At 66.9% G+C, this 17,103-nt stretch carries 26 protein-coding genes; 21 read left to right on the forward strand and 5 right to left on the reverse strand.

All coding sequences use genetic code 11. The features are described from left to right. The first annotated feature begins 21 nt into the window (after nt 1–21). The 5 genes from R2676_RS21585 to R2676_RS21605 all read left to right on the forward strand — a co-directional run bounded on the left by R2676_RS21585 (nt 22) and on the right by R2676_RS21605 (nt 4,130). Entirely contained in the window at nt 22–498 is a 477-nt protein-coding gene (locus R2676_RS21585) for a crossover junction endodeoxyribonuclease RuvC (protein ID WP_316887490.1), read from the forward strand. 1 nt (nt 499) lies between these two features. Next, on the forward strand, nt 500–709 hold the full coding sequence (locus tag R2676_RS21590) for a hypothetical protein (RefSeq protein WP_115075783.1): 210 nt from the start codon (nt 500–502) through the stop codon (nt 707–709). Further along, nucleotides 702–1,100 carry a DUF6362 family protein gene (locus R2676_RS21595; RefSeq protein ID WP_316887492.1) on the forward strand — a complete coding sequence of 133 codons (399 nt, stop codon included), beginning with the start codon at nt 702–704 and terminating at the stop codon, nt 1,098–1,100. Before R2676_RS21590 ends, R2676_RS21595 begins: the two co-directional genes overlap by 8 nt. Nucleotides 1,101–1,467: 367 nt before the next feature. Then, nucleotides 1,468–2,865 carry a site-specific DNA-methyltransferase gene (locus tag R2676_RS21600; protein ID WP_316887493.1) on the forward strand — a complete coding sequence of 466 codons (1,398 nt, stop codon included), beginning with the start codon at nt 1,468–1,470 and terminating at the stop codon, nt 2,863–2,865. Beyond that, entirely contained in the window at nt 2,862–4,130 is a 1,269-nt protein-coding gene (locus tag R2676_RS21605; RefSeq protein WP_316887494.1) for a site-specific DNA-methyltransferase, read from the forward strand. The genes R2676_RS21600 and R2676_RS21605 overlap by 4 nt, the downstream gene beginning before the upstream one ends. Here R2676_RS21605 and R2676_RS21610 read toward each other — a convergent pair. The 3 genes from R2676_RS21610 to R2676_RS21620 all read right to left on the reverse strand — a co-directional run bounded on the left by R2676_RS21610 (nt 4,094) and on the right by R2676_RS21620 (nt 5,514). Next, nucleotides 4,094–4,462: a hypothetical protein gene (locus R2676_RS21610; protein WP_316887495.1), complete on the reverse strand. Its 369-nt coding sequence runs from the start codon at nt 4,460–4,462 to the stop codon at nt 4,094–4,096. The genes R2676_RS21605 and R2676_RS21610 overlap by 37 nt on opposite strands. Nucleotides 4,463–4,559: 97 nt before the next feature. Then, nucleotides 4,560–5,078, reverse strand: a complete 519-nt coding sequence (locus tag R2676_RS21615) for a DUF3489 domain-containing protein (protein WP_316887496.1) — start codon at nt 5,076–5,078, stop codon at nt 4,560–4,562. A 76-nt stretch (nt 5,079–5,154) separates the two neighbouring features. Beyond that, nucleotides 5,155–5,514, reverse strand: coding sequence for a hypothetical protein (locus tag R2676_RS21620; protein ID WP_316887497.1), 360 nt, complete (start codon nt 5,512–5,514; stop codon nt 5,155–5,157). Between the two features lie 14 nt (nt 5,515–5,528). On the opposite strand from R2676_RS21620, the gene R2676_RS21625 reads away from it, so the two are divergent. From R2676_RS21625 to R2676_RS21700, 16 genes are all read left to right on the forward strand, one after another. After that, nucleotides 5,529–6,074, forward strand: a complete 546-nt coding sequence (locus R2676_RS21625; protein ID WP_316887498.1) for an elements of external origin — start codon at nt 5,529–5,531, stop codon at nt 6,072–6,074. Between the two features lie 2 nt (nt 6,075–6,076). Continuing rightward, entirely contained in the window at nt 6,077–8,041 is a 1,965-nt protein-coding gene (locus tag R2676_RS21630; RefSeq protein ID WP_316887499.1) for a phage terminase large subunit family protein, read from the forward strand. A 36-nt stretch (nt 8,042–8,077) separates the two neighbouring features. Continuing rightward, nucleotides 8,078–8,569, forward strand: a complete 492-nt coding sequence (locus R2676_RS21635) for a hypothetical protein (RefSeq protein WP_102080562.1) — start codon at nt 8,078–8,080, stop codon at nt 8,567–8,569. Further along, complete coding sequence (locus R2676_RS21640) at nt 8,569–8,961, forward strand: hypothetical protein (RefSeq protein ID WP_102080561.1); 393 nt, start codon at nt 8,569–8,571, stop codon at nt 8,959–8,961. Before R2676_RS21635 ends, R2676_RS21640 begins: the two co-directional genes overlap by 1 nt. Continuing rightward, on the forward strand, nt 8,961–9,182 hold the full coding sequence (locus R2676_RS21645) for a phage head-tail joining protein (protein WP_316887501.1): 222 nt from the start codon (nt 8,961–8,963) through the stop codon (nt 9,180–9,182). The genes R2676_RS21640 and R2676_RS21645 overlap by 1 nt, the downstream gene beginning before the upstream one ends. A gap of 11 nt (nt 9,183–9,193) precedes the next feature. Next, nucleotides 9,194–10,717: a phage portal protein gene (locus tag R2676_RS21650; RefSeq protein WP_316887503.1), complete on the forward strand. Its 1,524-nt coding sequence runs from the start codon at nt 9,194–9,196 to the stop codon at nt 10,715–10,717. A 22-nt stretch (nt 10,718–10,739) separates the two neighbouring features. Beyond that, nucleotides 10,740–12,083, forward strand: a complete 1,344-nt coding sequence (locus tag R2676_RS21655) for a S49 family peptidase (RefSeq protein ID WP_316887505.1) — start codon at nt 10,740–10,742, stop codon at nt 12,081–12,083. A gap of 1 nt (nt 12,084) precedes the next feature. Further along, the gene (locus R2676_RS21660) at nt 12,085–12,462 is read left to right on the forward strand and encodes a head decoration protein (RefSeq protein WP_102080557.1); all 378 of its coding nucleotides are present in this window, start codon (nt 12,085–12,087) and stop codon (nt 12,460–12,462) included. 2 nt (nt 12,463–12,464) lie between these two features. After that, complete coding sequence (locus R2676_RS21665; protein WP_316887507.1) at nt 12,465–13,469, forward strand: major capsid protein; 1,005 nt, start codon at nt 12,465–12,467, stop codon at nt 13,467–13,469. Next, nucleotides 13,469–13,771 (forward strand): head-tail joining protein, encoded by a 303-nt coding sequence (locus R2676_RS21670; RefSeq protein ID WP_316887509.1) that lies wholly within the window; start codon nt 13,469–13,471, stop codon nt 13,769–13,771. Before R2676_RS21665 ends, R2676_RS21670 begins: the two co-directional genes overlap by 1 nt. A 3-nt stretch (nt 13,772–13,774) precedes the next feature. Continuing rightward, nucleotides 13,775–14,221 carry a hypothetical protein gene (locus tag R2676_RS21675; RefSeq protein WP_316887511.1) on the forward strand — a complete coding sequence of 149 codons (447 nt, stop codon included), beginning with the start codon at nt 13,775–13,777 and terminating at the stop codon, nt 14,219–14,221. A gap of 6 nt (nt 14,222–14,227) precedes the next feature. Beyond that, nucleotides 14,228–14,440: a DUF7210 family protein gene (locus R2676_RS21680; RefSeq protein ID WP_102080553.1), complete on the forward strand. Its 213-nt coding sequence runs from the start codon at nt 14,228–14,230 to the stop codon at nt 14,438–14,440. Further along, the gene (locus R2676_RS21685) at nt 14,437–15,189 is read left to right on the forward strand and encodes a phage tail tube protein (RefSeq protein WP_316887512.1); all 753 of its coding nucleotides are present in this window, start codon (nt 14,437–14,439) and stop codon (nt 15,187–15,189) included. Before R2676_RS21680 ends, R2676_RS21685 begins: the two co-directional genes overlap by 4 nt. 11 nt (nt 15,190–15,200) lie before the next feature. Next, complete coding sequence (locus R2676_RS21690) at nt 15,201–15,596, forward strand: hypothetical protein (RefSeq protein ID WP_316887513.1); 396 nt, start codon at nt 15,201–15,203, stop codon at nt 15,594–15,596. A 62-nt stretch (nt 15,597–15,658) separates the two neighbouring features. Then, the gene (locus R2676_RS21695) at nt 15,659–15,814 is read left to right on the forward strand and encodes a hypothetical protein (RefSeq protein WP_316887514.1); all 156 of its coding nucleotides are present in this window, start codon (nt 15,659–15,661) and stop codon (nt 15,812–15,814) included. Continuing rightward, the gene (locus tag R2676_RS21700; protein ID WP_102080551.1) at nt 15,789–16,433 is read left to right on the forward strand and encodes a DUF6441 family protein; all 645 of its coding nucleotides are present in this window, start codon (nt 15,789–15,791) and stop codon (nt 16,431–16,433) included. Before R2676_RS21695 ends, R2676_RS21700 begins: the two co-directional genes overlap by 26 nt. A 3-nt stretch (nt 16,434–16,436) precedes the next feature. Here the strand turns inward: R2676_RS21700 and R2676_RS21705 are convergent, their stop codons facing one another. Both R2676_RS21705 and R2676_RS21710 read right to left on the reverse strand, forming a co-directional pair. Then, nucleotides 16,437–16,850, reverse strand: coding sequence for a type II toxin-antitoxin system VapC family toxin (locus R2676_RS21705; protein WP_102080550.1), 414 nt, complete (start codon nt 16,848–16,850; stop codon nt 16,437–16,439). Next, nucleotides 16,847–17,098, reverse strand: coding sequence for a type II toxin-antitoxin system Phd/YefM family antitoxin (locus R2676_RS21710; RefSeq protein WP_316887516.1), 252 nt, complete (start codon nt 17,096–17,098; stop codon nt 16,847–16,849). The genes R2676_RS21705 and R2676_RS21710 overlap by 4 nt, the downstream gene beginning before the upstream one ends. Nucleotides 17,099–17,103: the final 5 nt, after the last annotated feature.

Raw genomic sequence — 17,103 nt, forward strand, 5'->3', positions numbered from 1 at the left:
ACAGAAACAAGGACTGCAACCATGACCACGACCATCCTCGCCCTCGACTTGGGCGCCATCACGGGCTGGGCGCTGCGCGGCAGCGACGGCCTCATCACCAGCGGCAGCGAGACCTTCCGCCCGCAACGCTTCGAAGGCGGCGGCATGCGCTTCCTGCGCTTCAAGCGTTGGCTCACGGAACTGAAGGGCGTGACCGGCGGCATCGACGCGCTGCATTTCGAGGAGGTACGCCGCCACGTCTCGACCGACGCGGCGCACGCCTACGGCGGCTTCCTCGCCACGCTCACCGCGTGGTGCGAGCACCACCAGATTCCCTACCAGGGCGTACCGGTCGGCACGATCAAGAAGCACGCCACCGGCAAGGGCAACGCGGGCAAGGACGAGGTGATTGCCTCCGTCACCGCTCGCGGCCACGCGCCCGGCGACGACAACGAAGCCGACGCGCTGGCGCTGCTGCACTGGGCCATCGCACAGCACGATCTCGAACAGGAGGCGTGAGATGAAGATTCCGACGCCCCCCTATCGCTGCCCCTTGGGCCGCCTCCAGCCCGAGACCACCGACCTCGAGGCGATGAAGCAACGTGGCTGGCGCGACCAGCATATCCTCGTCGTCAACGCCGCCGACGAACGCTTGGACTTCATCGAGCGCGAGTTCGTCCGGCGCATCGGCGAACGTCTCTACGGACAGGGAGGCGCACGCCATGGCTGACCGCCGCGCTGCTTGGACAATCGAAGACGTGGCCGCGCGCTTCGAGGAGGCGGCCAGCACCGGACGACGCCTGCCGCCCGTGCGTGTGCGGGGCTACTTCAACACCTGGCCGATCATCGTGCGCAAGGAGTGGGAAGCCTTCGCGGCCGACGAGACGGTCTATCGACCGTTCCCGCCCAGCCCGGACGCCATCGAGCGGATGCTGGAGACGATGAAGTGGGTGCAGTGGTTGGAGGTCGAGCAGCGCCACCTCGTGTGGATGCGCGCCAAGCGTTACGGCTGGCGCGACATCACCATCCGCTTCGCCTGCGACCGCACGACGGCCTGGCGGCGCTGGCAGCGTGCCTTGCAGACGGTCGCCGACCAGCTCAATGGCGTCGTCACGGCGTAGGGTTTTGGCGTGATTTGGCGCGCATGGTCGGCAATGTACGGGCATCGGCGGCAGTGAGCGGTTTTTGACCCTGCAACAGATTCGCCGATCGGGGGGTAGTATTTCAGCTATCTTCTGGACAGCGGTGACGGCGCGGCGAGCGGCCCGAGGCAAAAGGGGTCCTTCCTTCCCGAATCGCAATGCGGGGGGCGCGAGCGCGGCGCTTTTCTAGCGTCAGAGTGCGAACCGAGGTTCGCACGGTTCGCAGGTTCGCACCCCGTCCAGTTCGCACTTCACACTCCAACCCGCCCACGGCATCGTCCGTCGGCGGGTTTCGCTTTTGGCTGCGCCGAAACGGCGCTGCGCTTGTTTTCTGGAACCGAAACCTTTGAACCCTCTGAACGTCGAGTACCGCAAGGTCGAGACGCTGATCCCCTACGCCCGCAATCCGCGCACGCACACCGAGGCGCAGATCGCCAAGATCGCAGCCAGCATCGTCGAGTTCGGCTGGACGAACCCGATCCTGGTCGATGGCAGCAACGGCGTCATTGCGGGCCACGGGCGTCTTGCCGCCGCGCACAAGCTCGGCTTGGCCGAGGTGCCGGTGATCGAACTGGCGCACCTGAGCACGGCGCAAAAGCGCGCCTACGTCATCGCCGACAACCGGCTGGCGCTGGATGCGGGCTGGGACGAGGAAATGCTGGCGCTGGAGCTGGCCGAGTTGTCCGAGGCCGGACACGAGCTGGCGCTCACCGGCTTCGAGGACGCCGAGCTGCGAGACCTGCTGGCAAGCGCCGAAGTCTCGGACGCGGGCGAACAACAGGACGACGCGGCGGACGACGCCGACGACGTGCCGGAAGCTCCGGCCACGCCGGTGTCCCGCGTGGGCGACGTCTGGGCCATCGGTGCGCATCGCCTGATCTGCGGCGACGCCGCCGATGCCGACGTGGTCGCTACGCTGATGGCGGGCGAGCAAGCAGCGCTGTGCTTCACTTCGCCGCCCTACGGCAACCAGCGCGACTACACCACCGGCGGCATCGCCGATTGGGATGCGTTGATGCGCGGCGTGTTCGCTCAGTTGCCGATGGCGGGCGACGGCCAGGTGCTGATCAACCTCGGCCTGATTCACCGCGACAACGAGTTCGTCCCGTATTGGGAAGCGTGGCTCGGTTGGATGCGGACGAAGGGTTGGCGGCGCTTCGGCTGGTATGTCTGGGATCAGGGGCCGGGAATGCCCGGCGACTGGCAGGGCCGCTTCGCGCCCAGCTTCGAGTTCGTGTTCCATTTCAATCGCGCCAGCCGCAAGCCCAACAAGATCGTGCCCTGCAAGTTCGCCGGGCAGGAAACGCACCTGCGCGCCGATGGCTCATCCACCGCGATGCGCGGCAAGGATGGCGAAGTCAACGGCTGGACGCACACGGGCCAGCCGACGCAGGACATGCGCATCCCCGATTCGGTGATCCGCGTGATGCGCCACAAGGGCAAGATCGGCGAAGGCATCGACCATCCCGCCGTGTTCCCGGTCGCACTGCCGCAGTTCGTTATCGAGGCCTACAGCGACACGGGCGATCTGGTGTTCGAGCCGTTCGGCGGCAGCGGCAGCACGATGCTGGCCGCGCAGCGCACAGGGCGCGTCTGCCGCTCGGTCGAGATCGCGCCGCAGTACGTCGATGTCGCCATCCGGCGCTTCCGGCAGAACCATCCCGAAGTCGCCGTCACGCTGCTGGCCACGGGTCAGACCTTCGACGAGGTCGAGGGCGAGCGCATCGAGGAGCTTGCGGCATGACCAGCTCGTGGCTCGCCGACAAGATCGAGCAGTGGCCGACCGCCAAGCTCGTGCCCTATGCCCGCAATGCGCGCACGCACAGCGACGCGCAGGTGGCGCAGATCGCCGCCAGCATCGCCGAGTTCGGCTTCACCAATCCTATCCTCGCGGGCAGCGACGGCGTGATCGTCGCCGGTCATGGACGGCTCGCCGCCGCGCAGAAACTCGGCCTCGAGATGGTGCCGGTGGTCGTGCTCGACCATCTGACGCCGACGCAGCGCCGCGCGCTGGTGATCGCGGACAACCGCATCGCCGAGAACGCCGGGTGGGACGACGAACTGCTACGCATTGAGCTGGAAGCCTTGCAGGACGAAGGCTTCGACTTCGATCTGACCGGCTTCGACGCCGATGCGCTGGCCGAATTGCTGGCGGGCGATGAACCGGATGGCGAAGGCGAAACCGATGACGATGCGGTGCCCGAGGTCAGCGAGACGCCGGTCTCGCGCCCGGGCGACGTCTGGCTACTCGGCGGCCATCGACTGCTGTGCGGCGACGCCACCGTGGCCGCCAGCTACCGCACCTTGCTCGACGGCGAGCCGGTGGACATGGTGTTCACCGATCCGCCGTACAACGTGAACTACGCCAACTCTGCCCGCGACAAGCTGCGCGGCAAGGATCGCGCGATCCTGAACGACAACCTGGGCGATGGCTTCTACGACTTTCTGCTGGCGGCGCTGACGCCGACCATCGCCCACTGTCGTGGCGCGATCTACGTGGCGATGTCATCCAGCGAACTGGACACGCTGCAATCGGCCTTCCGCGCGGCGGGCGGCCACTGGTCGACCTTCATCATCTGGGCGAAGAACACCTTCACGCTCGGTCGCGCCGACTACCAGCGCCAGTACGAGCCGATCCTGTACGGATGGCCCGAGGGCGGCGAACGCCACTGGTGTGGCGACCGCGACCAGGGCGACGTGTGGCAGATCAAAAAGCCGCAGAAGAACGACCTGCACCCGACGATGAAGCCGGTGGAACTGGTCGAGCGCGCGATCCGAAATTCGAGCCGCCCCGGCAACGTGGTGCTCGATCCCTTCGGCGGCTCCGGCACGACGCTGATCGCCGCCGAGAAATCGGGACGGCTGGCGCGGCTGATCGAACTCGACCCGAAGTACGTCGATGTGATCGTGCGCCGCTGGCAGGACTGGACTGGGAAACGTGCCACCCGCGAGGCGGATGGCATGGCGTTCGATCAGGCGGCCAGGGACTCGTCGGTGATCTCGCAGTGAATCACGAAGCCCGTCAGGTAGGGCAGACCGCGCGGGATGCCGTATTGCTTGCAGGTCTGGCGCCCAATCGTCCAGCCCATCCACTGCCGGGTGGCGGCGTTGATCGCGTCCGCCAAGGTCTGGCCCCGGTACAGCCCGTTCTGAACCTCGTCGGCAAAGTGGCGGCCGTGTCGGCTGTCGAGGAAGATCCGCACCGATTCGAGGGGCTGGCCGGTGGCGTCCGAAATGGCGTTCAAGGCCAAGGGCCATGCGGCGCTGGCGTGTTCGTTCATCGTGCCCCAAAAGCCCCAGGCGTCATTCTGGGTGGCGGGGATTTGCTGCTTGCGGGTCATCTTCGGCTCCGGCGGGTTGATCGTGGCGACGCGCGTAGTAACGCGCTGTTCGATTGAGAAGCCAAGCGCCGCTTGGCTTCGCTTTCGATCTTTCTGATCAGGCGATCCGGTAGATTCGCTCACCACCTTCCGGCTTGTCCGAGACGATGGCCAGGCCCAGCTTCTTCTTGAAGGCCCCGGCGAAGGTGCCGCGCACCGTGTGCGCCTGCCAGCCGGTGGTATCGCAGATCTGGCGGATGGTCGCGCCCTCGGGGCGCTTGAGCATCCGGATGACCTCGGCCTGCTTGCTGTTCTCGCGGGTGCGCGGCGTGGCCTTGGCCTCCTGCTTCCACGTGGCTTCGGCGGCGATGACGTCCTGCTCCAGTTCGGCATCGAACTCGGGCGTCGGCTGCTGGACGCCGGGCCGCGGCATGCCCAGCGCGTCGTAACCCTCGGCGGCAATGCGCCAACCCTCGCCGTCGGGCGTGATGAGGGCGCGGTTGAACATGCTCTCCAGCACTTTCTTGCGCGCGCCCCCTTTGACGTTGTCGGGGAACCAATCGATCTTGCCGTCGCCGGAGTGGATGGCCTTGGCGAGGATGGCGTGCTGGGCCGGGGTCAGTTGGATGGTGCTCATGGTCAGTTCCTTTGCAGTGGTTGATCGGGATCGTGATGAACGCGCTGTTCGCCGGTGAAGCCAAGCTCTTCCTGCTTCAACGCCTGCGCAGTGACGCGATGCCCGCTTCGGCCAGTTCAAGGGCTGCGGCATGGAACGCGGCTTCCGCGATCCAGGGTGCGTTCCGAGCGTCATCCAGCAGTTGATTGACGACCGACTTGGCTCGCGTGCGCATCGAAGCGCATGCGGCTTCGAGTTCGGCATTGCTGGCGGTGGCCACCTCGTTGCGGCAGGCGCGCACCAAGACCGTCATGGCGGCTTCGGCGAGCTTGACTGCAAGGGTGTCGGGGGCTGGGTTGTTCATCGTTTGTCCTTTCGACGTGGTTGATGGCGTGACGTGATGAACGCGCTGTTCCCGATGGAAGCCAAGCTCTTTCTCGACGAAGGACGAACACATGATTGAAGGTGCCGATGGGAATCTCGATTCGCGCCTACGCGCGTCACCGTGGCGTTTCCGACGCGGCGGTGCGCAAGGCCATCGCTGCCGGGCGCATCACGCCGGAGGCGGACGGAACCCTTGACCCGCAGCGCGCCGACGCCGAGTGGGCGCGCAACACCGAAGCGCCGCGCACCGGCACGCGCGCTCGCGCCGTCAAGGCTGCGGTGCCGCCGGAAACCGCCACCGCCGCGCCCGTCGGCGACGGCCAAGCTGCCTTGCCTACCGGCGGCGCGTCGCTGTTGCAGGCACGCACAGTCAACGAGGTGGTCAAGGCGCAGACGAACAAGGTGCGGCTGGCCCGCCTGAAGGGCGAACTGGTGGATCGGCCGCAGGCCATCGCCCACGTCTTCAAGCTGGCGCGCGCCGAGCGCGATGCGTGGCTGAACTGGCCCGCGCGCATCTCGGCGCAGATGGCGGCCAAGCTCGGTGTCGATCCGCACACGATGCACATCGCCCTTGAGGCGGCGGTGCGTGAGCACCTGCAGGAACTGGGCGAGATGCGTCCCCGGGTGGATTGACGATGGACATGGACTACGAAGGCGCGGCCGAGATCGAGCGCGCATGGCGCGAAGGGCTGACGCCCGATCCTCTGCTCACGGTGTCCGAATGGTCGGATCGCCACCGGATGCTCTCCAGCAAGGCATCCGCCGAGCCGGGGCGCTGGCGTACCAGCCGCACGCCATACCTGAAGGCGATCATGGACTGCTTGTCGCCGACCTCGCCGGTCGAACGTGTGGTGTTCATGAAGGCCGCCCAGCTCGGCGCGACCGAGATGGGATCGAACTGGATCGGCTACGTGATCCACCACGCGCCGGGGCCGATGATGGCGGTCTGGCCGACGGTGGAGATGGCCAAGCGCAACTCCAAGCAGCGGATCGACCCGCTGATCGAGGAGTCGGCGGCGCTAGCGGAACTGATCGCGCCGGCGCGTTCGCGCGACTCGGGCAACACGATCCTCGCCAAGGAGTTCCGCGGCGGCGTGCTGGTGATGACCGGCGCGAACAGCGCGGTGGGTCTGCGCTCGATGCCGGTGCGGTATCTGTTCCTCGACGAGGTCGACGGCTACCCGCTCGACGTCGAGGGTGAAGGCGATGCGATCTCGCTGGCCGAAGCCCGCACGCGCACCTTCGCGCGGCGCAAGATCTTCATCGTCTCGACGCCGACGATCTCGGGCGCGTCAGCCATCGAGCGTGAGTACGAAGCCAGCGACCAGCGTCGCTACTTCGTGCCGTGCCCGCATTGCTCGCACCGGCAGTGGCTGCGCTTCGAGCAGTTGCGCTGGGACAAGGGTGCGCCGGAGACGGCGGCCTACATCTGTGAGTCCTGCGACACCGCGATTGCCGAGCACCACAAGACGTGGATGCTCGAACACGGCGAGTGGCGCGCGATGATCAGCGACGGCTCGGGCAAGACGGCGGGGTTCCACCTGTCGTCGCTGTACAGCCCGGTGGGCTGGCGCAGTTGGCGCGACATCGCCGCTGCATGGGAGAGCGCCGTCAACAAGGAATCGGGATCGGCGGCGGCCATCAAGACCTTCAAGAACACCGAACTGGGTGAGACCTGGGTCGAGGAAGGCGAAGCACCCGACTGGCAACGGCTGGTCGAGCGCCGCGAGGACTACCGCATCGGCACCGTGCCGCAGGGCGGACTGCTTCTGGTGGGCGCGGCCGACGTGCAGAAGGATCGCATCGAGGCGTCCATCTGGGCCTTTGGGCGCGGCAAGGAGTCCTGGTTGGTCGAGCATCGCGTGCTGATGGGCGACACCGCCCGCGACGCGGTGTGGAAGCGCCTCGCCGAGTTGATTGCGGAGAACTGGACGCACGCCTCGGGCGCGGCGATGCCGCTGGCCCGGTTCGCGCTCGACACCGGCTTTGCGACGCAGGAGGCCTACGCTTTCGTGCGCGCCTGCCGCGATTCGCGCGTGATGGCCGTCAAAGGTGTGCCGCGCGGCGCGGCCTTGATCGGTACCCCGACGGCCATCGATGTCTCGCAGGGCGGCAAGAAGCTGCGCCGGGGCATCAAGGTGTACACGGTGGCGGTCGGCATCGCCAAGCTGGAGTTCTACAACAACCTGCGCAAGAGCGCGGACGTCAGCGAGGACGGCGTGACCACGGTCTACCCGACCGGCTTCGTCCACCTGCCCAAGATCGATGCGGAGTTCATCCAGCAGCTCTGCGCCGAGCAACTGATCACCCGCCGCGACCGCAATGGCTTCCCGGTGCGCGAGTGGCAAAAGATGCGCGAGCGCAATGAGGCGCTCGACTGCTACGTGTACGCCCGCGCGGCCGCGTCAAGCGCGGGACTGGATCGCTTCGAGGAGCGCCACTGGCGGGAACTGGAGCGCCAACTCGGGATGGAGCGGCCACCGGATGAGCCGCCCCCGATTCAAACATTTGACCCAGACGAGGCCACCCAACGCGGTGGCCTCGCTGTTTCTGCAACCCCATCACGCCGGCGCGTCATCCGAAGCCGATGGCTTCGCTGATCCCCGCTGGTTGTCCTGATCTGCAAAGGAGTTTTCATGAGTCTTGCCACGCGCATCGAGAGCCTGGTCATCCGGGTCGCCCAGGAGTTCAACGACGTTCGGGCGACGGCAGGCAATCTCGCCAGCCTGTCCACCACCGACAAGTCGAGTCTGGTCGCGGCGATCAACGAGTTGAAGGCGGCGGTGCTGTCCGCGACGGCCATCGACGACAACCAGATCGCCACTGCCACCACCTATTCGTCGAACAAGATCGTGTCGCTGCTCGATGCGCTCAAGGCCGACATTTTGGGTGGAGCGGATGCCGCCTACGACACCCTGGTCGAGATCCAACAGTTGCTGCAGAACGGCACCAGCGGTCTGGATGCGCTCCTGGCCGCAGTCAACCTGCGCGTGCGCTTCGACGCGGCGCAGACCCTGACGGTGGCCGAGCAGCTGCAGGCGCGCACCAACATTGGTGCGGTAGCTGCCGCCGATGTCGGCAACACCGACACCGACTTCGTCGTCATCTTCGACGGGGCGCTGGCCTGATGAGTCTCGCGTCCAGCATCGCCGCACTGGCGGCGCGCATCGGCTTCGAGGTGAAGACCAAGATCGACGCCACGCACCCCGGCCTCGCCCGGGTGTGGGTCAGCTTCGGCTACGTCAATGGTCAGGTCGTTGTCGCCAGCGCGCACAACGTCGCCAGTGTCGTGCGCACGGCGGCGGGCCGCTACCGCGTGCGTTTCGCCGTGGCGATGCCCGACGCGAATTACTGCTGGTTGGCGCTCGCCCGCAGCAGCACGAACAGCGGCCAGCAGCGCGTGGCCATCGTGCGCGCCAGTTCCGATCTGAAGACCCCTCAGTACGTCGACGTCTCCTGCGCGACGACGGCCGCGTCGTTCGACGACTCCTCCGAAATCAACCTCGTGGTGTACCGCTGATGGCCTACGCAGAAGCCCAACTCCAGGCCTTGGAGACGGCGCTCGCCAAGGGCGAACGCCGCGTCTCTTTCGGCGACAAGACGGTCGAGTACCGCTCGGTCGATGAACTGATGGCCGCGATCCGCGAGGTCAAGCGCGGACTGCTGCAGCAGGCAGCCGAAACAGGCCTGTTGCCGGGCGCGCCGCGCCAGATCCGGGTCACGACCCACAAAGGTTTTTGACGGGGGTTCTGATGGCCTGGTATTCGAAACTCCGAAGCCTGTTCGGCCAGCCTCCCGTTCACGAAGCGGCGGGCCGTGGCCGTCGCTCGCTCGCCTGGATGCCCGGCAACCCCGGCGCGGTCGCGGCGATGCTGGCGACCAACACGGAACTGCGTGGCAAGAGCCGTGACCTCGTTCGCCGCAATGCATGGGCGCAGGCCGGGATCGAAGCCTTCGTTGCCAACGCCGTCGGCACCGGCATCAAGCCGCAGAGCCTGTCGCCCGACGACTCCTTCAAGGCCGAGGTGCAGGCGCTGTGGCGCGACTGGACGGCGGAAGCCGACGCGGCCGGGCAGACCGACTTCTATGGCCTGCAGGCGCTGGCCTGCCGCGCGATGCTCGAAGGCGGCGAATGCCTGATCCGCTTGCGGCCGCGCCGCCCGGAAGACGGGCTGGTGGTGCCCCTACAGCTCCAGTTGCTGGAGCCCGAGCACCTGCCGATCCATCTGAACACCGATCTGCCCTCGGGCAACGTCGTGCGCTCCGGCATCGAGTTCGACAGCCTGGGGCGGCGCGTCGCCTACCACCTGTACCGCTCGCATCCGGAGGACGGTCGGCTGGCCCCGATGTCGGGCCAGGGCGGGATGGACACGGTGCGCATCGATGCCAGGGAGATCATTCACTTGTTCCGTGTTCTGCGTCCCGGCCAGATCCGGGGCGAACCGTGGCTGTCGCGGGCGCTGGTCAAGCTCAATGAGCTCGACCAGTACGACGACGCCGAGCTGGTGCGCAAGAAGACTGCCGCGATGTTCGCGGGCTTCGTCACGCGCCAGAACCCCGAAGACAACCTGATGGGCGAAGGGGCGGCCGATGGCGACGGCATCGCACTCGCCGGGCTGGAGCCCGGAACGCTGCAGATTCTGGAACCGGGTGAGGACATCAAGTTCTCCGATCCGGCCGACGTCGGCGGCTCGTATTCCGAGTTCCTGCGCACCCAGTTCCGCGCGGTCGCCGCCGCCATCGGCATCACCTACGAGCAACTCACCGGCGACTTGACCGGCGTGAACTACTCGTCCATCCGCGCCGGGATGCTGGAGTTCCGCCGCCGCTGCGAGATGGTGCAGCACGGCGTGCTGGTGCATCAGATGTGCCGCCCAGTGTGGGCCGCGTGGATGAAGCAGGCCGTGCTCGCCGGTGCGCTCGAAGCGCCGGGCTTCGCGCGTGGCGGGCCGGCGCGTCGCCGCCAGTACCTGCAGGTGAAGTGGATTCCGCAGGGCTGGCAGTGGGTCGATCCCGAGAAGGAATTCAAGGCGATGTTGCTCGCCATCCGCGCGGGCCTGATGAGCCGCTCGGAAGCGATCTCGGCCAACGGCTACGACGCCGAAGACGTCGACCGCGAGATCGCCGCCGACAACCAGCGCGCCGACGACCTCGGCCTGATCTTCGATTCCGACCCTCGCCATACGTCGAAGGACGGCGCGAATGTACGTGATGGGGCGGAACCCAACCGCACCGCCGTCTCACCCGACGCCACCGGCGGCGACTCCATCGCCTGACCGCTTTCCCCGAAGGATTCCCATGACCGTGCTGCCTCATCTGGCGGCGCGCCTGTTCGGCGTGCCGCTGGCGATCCATCGCCCGAAACTCGACGTCATCCTCTCCGTGCTCGGCGCACGCATCGGCCTCGCCGATCTCGCCGCGCCTGTGGGCTACACGCCAGCGGCGCGCGCGCCGGCGCCCGCCAGCGGCAAGGTCGCCGTCATCCCGATCCACGGCACGCTGGTGCGCCGCACCTCGGGTCTCGAGGCCGAATCGGGTCTCGCCAGCTACACCGGCATCGCCGCGCAACTGGAGGCCGCTCTGGCCAGCCCCGAGGTCGCTGCGATCCTGCTCGACATCGATTCACCGGGCGGCGAGTCGGGCGGCGTGTTCGATCTGGCCGACCGCATCCGCGCGGCGTCGCAGGTGAAGCCCGTCTGGGCCATGGCCAACGACATGGCGTTCTCGGCGGCCTACGCGCTGGCGTCCGCCGCCACCCGCGTGTTCGTCGCGCGTACCGGCGGTGTCGGTTCGATTGGCGTCATCGCCATGCACGTCGATCAGTCCGTCAAGGACGCCAAAGACGGCGTTCGCTACACCGCCGTGTTCGCGGGCGAGCGCAAGAACGACCTCAACCCGCACGAGCCGATCTCCGACGAGGCCCACGCCGTCCTCGAGGCCGAGGTGGATCGCGTCTATGACCTGTTCGTCGAGACGGTCGCGCGCCATCGCGGCATCGACGCGGACGCCGTTCGCGCCACCGAAGCGGGCCTCTTCTTTGGCCCGGATGCCGTCACCGCTGGTCTCGCCGACGCCGTCGGCGGTTTCGACGACGCGCTCGCCCAGCTCACGCAATCGCTTTCCCCACTCCCGACTCAGGTGGCTCCGGCCAGCCAAGCGGGCTTACGCGCCGCCGGGCCGTCCCAAGGCAAGTGCGCCCCCTCGGGGGGCAGCGAGCCGCAGGCGCAGCTTGGGGGCCATTTTTGCAACCACCAGATGGAGTCTTCCATGAATGATCGAACCGACCCCGCTGCTGCTGATCGGCCTCTTGCTGATCCTGCTGGCAGTCCTTCTCAATCGGCCACCACCACGGCAATGACCGTGGCCGACGCCATCGAAATCGCTCAGACCTGCACCTTGGCCGGGCGCACCGACCTGATCGCGGGCTTCCTCGAAGCCAACGACTCGCCCGCGAAAGTGCGCAGCCAACTGCTCGCGGCGCAGGCCGAGGCCAGTCCCGAAATCACCAGCCGCATCGCGCCCGACGCCGCGCGTCCTGCGGCCAGCAACCCGCTGATCGACGCGGCCAAGCACCTGGCCGCGCAGGCGGCCAGACCCTCTGGCTTTGCGGCGCAGTCCCCCGCCTTCAAGAAGGAGATCTGAAATGTCCGTTCTCGCCGAACCGCTGAACCTGGGCGACCTGCTGAAGTACGAAGCGCCCAACCTGTACTCGCGCGACCGCGTCACCGTGGCCGCAGGCCAGAACCTGCCGCTGGGTACGGTGCTCGGCATCGTTACCGCCACCGGCAAGTACAAGCAGCTCGATCCGTCCGCCGAGGACGGCACGCAGGTCGCCGCAGGCGTTCTGCTGCAAGCCTGCGACGCCGCATTGATCGACCGTGATGACGGCCTCGTCGTCGCACGCCACGCCATCGTCGCCCACCACGCACTCGCCTGGCCCGACGCCATCACCACTGCCGAACAATTCGCCGCCATCGCGCAACTGAAGGCGCTGGGCGTGCTCGTTCGTCAAGGAGCCTGACCATGAACAACCCCTTCAGCAATCCCGCCTTCTCGATGGCCGCGCTGACCGCCGCCATCAACATCCTTCCCAACCGCTACGGGCGTCTGGAAGAACTGAACCTGATGCCGGCGAAGCCCGTGCGTCAGCGCCAGATCGTCGTCGAGGAAATGAACGGCGTGCTCAACCTGCTGCCCACGCTGCCGCCGGGTTCGCCCGGCACGGTCGGCGTGCGTGGCAAGCGCAAGCTGCGCTCCTTCGTCGTGCCGCACATCCCGCACGACGACGTGGTGCTGCCCGAAGAGGTGCAAGGCATCCGCGCCTTCGGTTCGGAAACCGAAACCGAGACGGTCGCAGGCGTGATTGCACGCCATCTGGAGACGATGCGCAACAAACATGCGATCACGCTGGAGCACCTGCGCATGGGTGCGCTCAAGGGCGTGATCCTCGATGCGGACGGCTCGGTCCTCTACGACCTGTTCGACGCCTTCGAGATCACGCAGCAAACGGTAGCCTTCGAGCTGGGCACGGCGGGCACCAACGTCAAAGCCAAATGCACCACGGTGCTCGCGACCATCGAGGAGAACCTCAAAGGCGAGTTCATGAACGGCGTCCATTGCCTGTGCTCGCCGGAGTTCTTCGCCGCGCTCACCGGTCACGCCAAGGTCGAGAAGGCGTTCGAGAACTGGCAGAACGGGGCCATCCTCATCAACGACGTGCGTCGCGGCTTCACCTACGGCGGCATCACCTTCGAGGAGTACCGGGGCCAGGCCACCGATGCCAGTGGCACCGCGCGCCGCTTCATCGCCGCCGGCGAAGCTCACGCTTTCCCGCTGGGCACCATCGACACCTTCGGCACCTACTTCGCGCCGGCGGATTTCAACGAGACCGTCAACACGGTCGGCCAGCCGCTGTACGCCAAGCAGGAGCCGCGCAAGTTCGACCGTGGTACCGATCTGCACACGCAGTCCAACCCGCTGCCGATGTGCCACCGCCCCGGCGTGCTGGTGAAGTTGACGGTGGCGTGATGGGCATCGTCGAGCAGATCTACGCGTCGGCCGCCAACGCCGGGCTCCTGAAGGACTGCCAGTGGCGTCCTTCGGACGGCACGACAGCGCAGCGCCACCCGGTCGGCTTCGCCGCGCCGGACGACACGGTGCTCGACGGCCTGACGCTGAGCACCGAGTACGTGGTGACCTATCCCGCGTCCATCTTCGTTGGGCTCGCACAGCGCGAGCCGGTCGAAATCGATGGCGTGACCTTCGTGGTGCGTGACATCCGGGCCGTGGGCGATGGTTCCGAGATGCGCGCGACCCTGACGAGGGTCTGAGCGATGGCAGGCAATTCGATCCGCGAACAGATCCTGCTCGCGGCGCTGGCGGCTGTCCGTCCGCATGCGGAAGGCTTAGGGGCAACGCTGCACCGCTCGCCCACGGTGGCCATCAGCCGGGAGCAATGTCCGGCGCTGGCACTGTTCCCCGAATCCGAGTCCATCACCGAACGTGCCAACGACCGCGTCACGCGCGAACTGACCGTCCGCGTCGTGGCGCTGGCCCGCGCCGTTCCGCCCGCCGTCCCGGAAACCGAAGCCGACCGGCTGCTCACCGCCGCCCACGCCGCCTTGATGGCGGACGGGAATCTCGGCGGGCTGTGCTTAAGCATCCGCGAGCAGGAATGCGAGTGGGAGGTGGAGGACGCCGACGCGGTCGCCGTGGCGCTCCCGGCGCGCTACCGCATCACGTACCGGACGCTGGCCAATGACCTCTCAACCCCTGGATGACCACCCATGACCCCACAACCGACACGTCTCGTTCTGACCCGCCCGCATACCCACGCGGGCAAGTCCTACGGGATTGGCGCCCGCATCGAGGTCGACGACGACACCGCCGAATGGCTGCTGGCGCACGACATCGCCACGCGCGACACCACGACGCCAGCCAAGCCCGCCCGGACTGAAACCGACCTTCCTCCCATTCAACGCAAGGAACCCAAGCCATGAGCACCTACGCCAGTTTCCAAGGGCGCGTCTTCCTCGGCAAGCGCGACACCGACGGCCTTCCCATCGAAGTGCGCTCGCCCGGCAACGTCGCCGAGCTGAAGCTCTCCCTCAAGACCGATGTGCTGGAGCACTACGAAAGCCAGACCGGCCAGCGTTCGCTCGACCACCGGATGGTCAAACAGAAGTCGGCCACCGTGAACCTCACCATCGAGGAATTCACCAAGGAGAACCTGGCGCTGGCCCTCTACGGCAACCACGTCGTCGGCATGCCGGGCACGGTCACCGCCGAACCGGTGGGCGGTGCGACACCGACCCCGGGCGACCGCTACTTCCTGGCCCACCCGAAGGTGTCGTCCCTCGTCGTGGTGGATTCGGCGGCCACGCCTGCCACCCTGGCCCTGGGCACGAACTACACCGCCGACACCGACTTCGGTGCCCTCCAGTTTCTGGATACCACCGGCTTCACCGCGCCGTTCAAGGCCAGCTATGCCTACGGCGTCGCCACCGAGATCGGCATCTTCACGCAGGCGCTGCCCGAGCGTTACCTGCGCCTCGAGGGCATCAACACCGCGCAAGGCAACGCCAAGGTGCTGGTCGAGCTCTACCGCGTGGCCTTCGATCCGCTGAAGGAAATCTCCTTCATCTCGGACGAGTACAACAAGTTCGAGTTGGAAGGCTCGCTGCTGGCCGACACCACGAAGCCCTATGACGCGGTGCTCGGCCAGTTCGGCCGCATCGTGCAGCTCTGATGGGGGCCGCCATGAGTGACCTGGAAGCCCTGATTCCGCAAAGCATCGAACTGGTCATCGACGGCGAGCCGCTGGCCATCAAACCGTTGAAGGTCGGGCAGATGCCCGCCTTCCTGCGGGCGATCTCGCCGGTGATGCAGCAGCTCACCGCCAGCGAGATCGACTGGCTGGCGCTGTTTGGCGAACGTGGCGACGATCTGCTGTCGGCCATCGCCATCGCGGTCGGCAAGCCCCGCGCGTGGGTCGATGAGCTGGCCGCCGACGAAGCGATCCTGCTGGCGGCCAAGGTGATCGAGGTGAACGCCGATTTTTTTACCCGGACGGTGATCCCCAAGATCGACAGCCTGTTCACGGCGGCGAAGCTGCCGCCCGTGACGGCTGCTGGTTCGACACCGTCCAGCACCTGATCGAACACGGGCACCGCCTGCCCGACATCCTCGACTACACCCTGGCGCAGGTGCGCGGCTTCGTGGCCGCCACAGCACGCACCGACGCGGCCCGCGATGCGCGGCTGCTGTCGCTCGTCGCCATCGGCACGCGCGGCGACGCCCGCCATCTCGACCAGACCCTCGACCAGCTCACCCATCGGGCCACTGACCATGCGCATCTCCGTCCGCATCGATAGCAAGGCTGCGCAGGCGCAACTGCGCCGCTGGGGCGGCGAGTTCCGCGACAAGGTCAAGAAGGCGGTGGCGCGCGCCATTGCCAGCGAGGCGGTCGAACTCAAGCAGGACGTGCGTAGCCACGCCGCGAGCCAGATGGCAGTGGTCAAGAAGTCCTTCCTCAAGGGCTTCACCGCCAAGGTGCTGGACAAAGACCCGAACCGCCTGCCTGCACTCTACGTGGGCTCGCGCATTCCGTGGTCGGGGATGCACGAGCGCGGCGGCCTGATCGCCGGCCGGATGCTGATCCCGCTGCACGGGCGGGTCGGCAGGAAACGCTTCAAGGCCCAGATCGCCGAGCTGATGCGTGGCGGCAATGCCTATTTCATCAAGAACGCAAAGGGGAACATCGTCCTGATGGCCGAGAACATCAAGGAACACGACCGGCCGTTGGCGGGCTTCAAGCGCCGTTACCGCAAGGCCGAAGGCGTCAAACGACTCAAGCGGGGCGCGGACATTCCGATTGCCGTGCTGGTGCCCAAGGTCGTGCTCAAGAAGCGCCTCGATGTCGAGCGTCTGGTCGCCGGCCGCATCCCGCGTCTGTCGGCGGCTATCGAGAAGCAGATCCGGACGGTGGACTGACGCTCACGCTTCCCACGGGTTGACGATCTGCACGCCAAGCCCTTCGAAGTCCTTGACGTTGCGAGTCACCAGTGTCAGGTCGTGCTGCAAGGCCGTCGCTGCGAGCAGGCCATCGATGACCGGCAAGGTGCGACCGGCGCTGGCCTGCACACGGCCCCAGCGGTCGGCGACCTCCGCGTCGATGCCCAGCACCCGACCGAGGAAGTAATTGGGCAACCCCACTTCCAGCCAGTCCGTGAGGGTCTGGCGGAAAGCGGGATCGGCGACGCCTTCGATGCCTTTGCGGATTTCGCCCAGGCTGAGGACGGAGAGATACAGCGACTGGCGCGGGCGCGCTTGCATCCACGCCACGACCTTCGCGTCGGCCTTGCGGTTGCGCAGTTCGGACAGGACGTTGGTGTCGACGAGGTAGCTCAAAACGTGATCTCGCGCGGCAGGCTGCGGCTACGTTCGAATTCGATTTCGTCGTGCCCCGCCAGCGGCGAGGCGCGCATGAAGTCCACCAGCGACTGCTCGCTGCCGGAAAGCCGGTCGAACAGCTCGCGCGACAGCACCACGGCGACGGACTTGCCGTGCAGCGTGATGTCCTGCGGCCCTTCCTGCGCCGCGTGCTTGACCAGTTCCGAGAACCGCGCCTTGGCGGTTTGCATTTGCCAGCTTTGCATGACCA

This window comes from Ralstonia flatus, assembly GCF_958439105.1.
GTDB classification, from domain to species: Bacteria; Pseudomonadota; Gammaproteobacteria; order Burkholderiales; family Burkholderiaceae; genus Ralstonia; species Ralstonia flatus.

Excerpts from the sequence above, each read along its gene's own strand:
- R2676_RS21585 (WP_316887490.1), top strand. The coding sequence starts at position 22 with ATGACCACGACCATCCTCGCCCTCGACTTGGGCGCCATCACGGGCTGG.
- R2676_RS21620 (WP_316887497.1), bottom strand. The coding sequence starts at position 5,514 with ATGTGTTCGTCCTTCGTCGAGAAAGAGCTTGGCTTCCATCGGGAACAG.
- R2676_RS21630 (WP_316887499.1), top strand. The coding sequence starts at position 6,077 with ATGGACATGGACTACGAAGGCGCGGCCGAGATCGAGCGCGCATGGCGC.
- R2676_RS21590 (WP_115075783.1), top strand. The coding sequence starts at position 500 with ATGAAGATTCCGACGCCCCCCTATCGCTGCCCCTTGGGCCGCCTCCAG.
- R2676_RS21690 (WP_316887513.1), top strand. The coding sequence starts at position 15,201 with ATGAGTGACCTGGAAGCCCTGATTCCGCAAAGCATCGAACTGGTCATC.
- R2676_RS21645 (WP_316887501.1), top strand. The coding sequence starts at position 8,961 with ATGGCCTACGCAGAAGCCCAACTCCAGGCCTTGGAGACGGCGCTCGCC.
- R2676_RS21640 (WP_102080561.1), top strand. The coding sequence starts at position 8,569 with ATGAGTCTCGCGTCCAGCATCGCCGCACTGGCGGCGCGCATCGGCTTC.
- R2676_RS21700 (WP_102080551.1), top strand. The coding sequence starts at position 15,789 with ATGCGCATCTCCGTCCGCATCGATAGCAAGGCTGCGCAGGCGCAACTG.
- R2676_RS21660 (WP_102080557.1), top strand. The coding sequence starts at position 12,085 with ATGTCCGTTCTCGCCGAACCGCTGAACCTGGGCGACCTGCTGAAGTAC.
- R2676_RS21635 (WP_102080562.1), top strand. The coding sequence starts at position 8,078 with ATGAGTCTTGCCACGCGCATCGAGAGCCTGGTCATCCGGGTCGCCCAG.
- R2676_RS21605 (WP_316887494.1), top strand. The coding sequence starts at position 2,862 with ATGACCAGCTCGTGGCTCGCCGACAAGATCGAGCAGTGGCCGACCGCC.
- R2676_RS21710 (WP_316887516.1), bottom strand. The coding sequence starts at position 17,098 with ATGCAAAGCTGGCAAATGCAAACCGCCAAGGCGCGGTTCTCGGAACTG.
- R2676_RS21610 (WP_316887495.1), bottom strand. The coding sequence starts at position 4,462 with ATGACCCGCAAGCAGCAAATCCCCGCCACCCAGAATGACGCCTGGGGC.
- R2676_RS21650 (WP_316887503.1), top strand. The coding sequence starts at position 9,194 with ATGGCCTGGTATTCGAAACTCCGAAGCCTGTTCGGCCAGCCTCCCGTT.
- R2676_RS21685 (WP_316887512.1), top strand. The coding sequence starts at position 14,437 with ATGAGCACCTACGCCAGTTTCCAAGGGCGCGTCTTCCTCGGCAAGCGC.
- R2676_RS21670 (WP_316887509.1), top strand. The coding sequence starts at position 13,469 with ATGGGCATCGTCGAGCAGATCTACGCGTCGGCCGCCAACGCCGGGCTC.
- R2676_RS21665 (WP_316887507.1), top strand. The coding sequence starts at position 12,465 with ATGAACAACCCCTTCAGCAATCCCGCCTTCTCGATGGCCGCGCTGACC.
- R2676_RS21680 (WP_102080553.1), top strand. The coding sequence starts at position 14,228 with ATGACCCCACAACCGACACGTCTCGTTCTGACCCGCCCGCATACCCAC.
- R2676_RS21595 (WP_316887492.1), top strand. The coding sequence starts at position 702 with ATGGCTGACCGCCGCGCTGCTTGGACAATCGAAGACGTGGCCGCGCGC.
- R2676_RS21615 (WP_316887496.1), bottom strand. The coding sequence starts at position 5,078 with ATGAGCACCATCCAACTGACCCCGGCCCAGCACGCCATCCTCGCCAAG.
- R2676_RS21655 (WP_316887505.1), top strand. The coding sequence starts at position 10,740 with ATGACCGTGCTGCCTCATCTGGCGGCGCGCCTGTTCGGCGTGCCGCTG.
- R2676_RS21675 (WP_316887511.1), top strand. The coding sequence starts at position 13,775 with ATGGCAGGCAATTCGATCCGCGAACAGATCCTGCTCGCGGCGCTGGCG.
- R2676_RS21625 (WP_316887498.1), top strand. The coding sequence starts at position 5,529 with ATGGGAATCTCGATTCGCGCCTACGCGCGTCACCGTGGCGTTTCCGAC.